Raw genomic sequence first — 3,049 nt, 5'->3', positions numbered from 1 at the left:
GTGCTGATGCCGGATGCAGACCTGGATAACGCTGTGAGTGCCCTGATGGGCGCGGCGTATGGTTCCTGCGGTGAGCGTTGCATGGCGATCTCGGTGGCTGTGTGCGTGGGCGATCAGGTGGCGGATGCATTGATTGCCAAGCTGGTGCCACAGGTCAAGGCGTTGAAGATTGGTGCGGGCACTTCTTGCGGGCTGGATATGGGCCCGTTGGTGACGGGGCAGGCGCGAGATAAAGTCAGTGGCTATATAGAAGACGGTGTGTCGGCGGGGGCTGAGCTGGTCGTTGATGGCCGTGGCTTGAGTGTTGCCGGGCATGAGCAAGGTTTTTTCCTCGGTGGCAGCTTGTTTGACCGCGTCACCCCTGAGATGCGTATCTATAAAGAAGAGATCTTTGGCCCGGTGTTGTGCGTAGTGCGGGTGGATAGCCTGGAAGCGGCGATGCAACTCATCAACGATCATGAATACGGCAACGGTACTTGTATCTTCACCCGTGATGGTGAAGCGGCGCGTCTGTTCTGTGATGAGATTGAAGTCGGCATGGTGGGTGTTAACGTGCCGCTGCCGGTGCCGGTTGCGTATCACAGCTTTGGTGGCTGGAAGCGTTCGCTGTTTGGCGACTTGCATGCCTATGGGCCGGACGGGGTGCGTTTCTATACTCGTCGCAAGGCGATCACCCAGCGTTGGCCGCAACGGGCCAGCCATGAAGCGTCGCAATTCGCCTTTCCCAGCCTGTAAGGCTCGGTAGGTAAAAGGCCGGCCCCTTGGGGCCGGCCTTTGCGTTGTTGGAGCTTTTTTGACTTATATGACAGAAATGTGAAAAAGAAGGTTGACGGCAAATTCTGGAAGCCTATAATTCGCCCCACTTCCGGCGCAGTCGAAACGGAAAACTCCTTGGTAAACAATGAGTTACGCAGTTCTCGGCAGCAAGTTGCTTCAGTTCATCGAAGCCAAAAGGAAGTTGAAAAAGAGGTGTTGACAGCAGCGTGTAACGCTGTAGAATTCGCCTCCCGCTTACGAGAGATCGCAAGCGCAAGTGGTTGAAGTTGTTGAAGAAATCTTCGAAAACTTCTGAAAATAACCACTTGACAGCAAATGAGGCTGCTGTAGAATGCGCGCCTCGGTTGAGACGAAAGATCTTAACCAACCGCTCTTTAACAACTGAATCAAGCAATTCGTGTGGGTGCTTGTGGAGTCAGACTGATAGTCAACAAGATTATCAGCATCACAAGTTACTCCGCGAGAAATCAAAGATGTAACCAACGATTGCTGAGCCAAGTTTAGGGTTTCTTAAAAACCCAAAGATGTTTGAACTGAAGAGTTTGATCATGGCTCAGATTGAACGCTGGCGGCAGGCCTAACACATGCAAGTCGAGCGGTAGAGAGAAGCTTGCTTCTCTTGAGAGCGGCGGACGGGTGAGTAATGCCTAGGAATCTGCCTGGTAGTGGGGGATAACGTTCGGAAACGGACGCTAATACCGCATACGTCCTACGGGAGAAAGCAGGGGACCTTCGGGCCTTGCGCTATCAGATGAGCCTAGGTCGGATTAGCTAGTTGGTGAGGTAATGGCTCACCAAGGCGACGATCCGTAACTGGTCTGAGAGGATGATCAGTCACACTGGAACTGAGACACGGTCCAGACTCCTACGGGAGGCAGCAGTGGGGAATATTGGACAATGGGCGAAAGCCTGATCCAGCCATGCCGCGTGTGTGAAGAAGGTCTTCGGATTGTAAAGCACTTTAAGTTGGGAGGAAGGGTTGTAGATTAATACTCTGCAATTTTGACGTTACCGACAGAATAAGCACCGGCTAACTCTGTGCCAGCAGCCGCGGTAATACAGAGGGTGCAAGCGTTAATCGGAATTACTGGGCGTAAAGCGCGCGTAGGTGGTTTGTTAAGTTGGATGTGAAATCCCCGGGCTCAACCTGGGAACTGCATTCAAAACTGACTGACTAGAGTATGGTAGAGGGTGGTGGAATTTCCTGTGTAGCGGTGAAATGCGTAGATATAGGAAGGAACACCAGTGGCGAAGGCGACCACCTGGACTAATACTGACACTGAGGTGCGAAAGCGTGGGGAGCAAACAGGATTAGATACCCTGGTAGTCCACGCCGTAAACGATGTCAACTAGCCGTTGGAAGCCTTGAGCTTTTAGTGGCGCAGCTAACGCATTAAGTTGACCGCCTGGGGAGTACGGCCGCAAGGTTAAAACTCAAATGAATTGACGGGGGCCCGCACAAGCGGTGGAGCATGTGGTTTAATTCGAAGCAACGCGAAGAACCTTACCAGGCCTTGACATCCAATGAACTTTCTAGAGATAGATTGGTGCCTTCGGGAACATTGAGACAGGTGCTGCATGGCTGTCGTCAGCTCGTGTCGTGAGATGTTGGGTTAAGTCCCGTAACGAGCGCAACCCTTGTCCTTAGTTACCAGCACGTTATGGTGGGCACTCTAAGGAGACTGCCGGTGACAAACCGGAGGAAGGTGGGGATGACGTCAAGTCATCATGGCCCTTACGGCCTGGGCTACACACGTGCTACAATGGTCGGTACAGAGGGTTGCCAAGCCGCGAGGTGGAGCTAATCCCATAAAACCGATCGTAGTCCGGATCGCAGTCTGCAACTCGACTGCGTGAAGTCGGAATCGCTAGTAATCGCGAATCAGAATGTCGCGGTGAATACGTTCCCGGGCCTTGTACACACCGCCCGTCACACCATGGGAGTGGGTTGCACCAGAAGTAGCTAGTCTAACCTTCGGGAGGACGGTTACCACGGTGTGATTCATGACTGGGGTGAAGTCGTAACAAGGTAGCCGTAGGGGAACCTGCGGCTGGATCACCTCCTTAATCGACGACATCAGCTGCTCCATAAGTTCCCACACGAATTGCTTGATTCATTGAAGAAGACGAAAGAAGCAGCCCGAAATTGGGTCTGTAGCTCAGTTGGTTAGAGCGCACCCCTGATAAGGGTGAGGTCGGCAGTTCGAATCTGCCCAGACCCACCAATTTTGTGTGGGAAAACGCCTGTAGAAATACGGGGCCATAGCTCAGC

General features: G+C 52.9%; 1 protein-coding gene, 1 tRNA gene and 1 rRNA gene. All 3 read left to right on the top strand.

Annotated elements, in window-relative coordinates; translation table 11 throughout:
* A partial coding sequence (locus DQ405_RS26425) for an aldehyde dehydrogenase family protein (protein ID WP_168426475.1) occupies positions 1–735 on the top strand: 735 nt, incomplete at its 5' end.
* A 572-nt stretch (positions 736–1,307) separates the two neighbouring features.
* Positions 1,308–2,844: ribosomal RNA gene (locus DQ405_RS26420) — 16S ribosomal RNA — on the top strand.
* Positions 2,845–2,925: 81 nt separating this feature from the next.
* Positions 2,926–3,002: transfer RNA gene (locus tag DQ405_RS26415), tRNA-Ile, on the top strand.
* Positions 3,003–3,049: the final 47 nt, after the last annotated feature.

The organism is Pseudomonas sp. SST3 (genome assembly GCF_003325755.1).
This window is presented reverse-complemented; position numbering and strand designations above follow the sequence as displayed.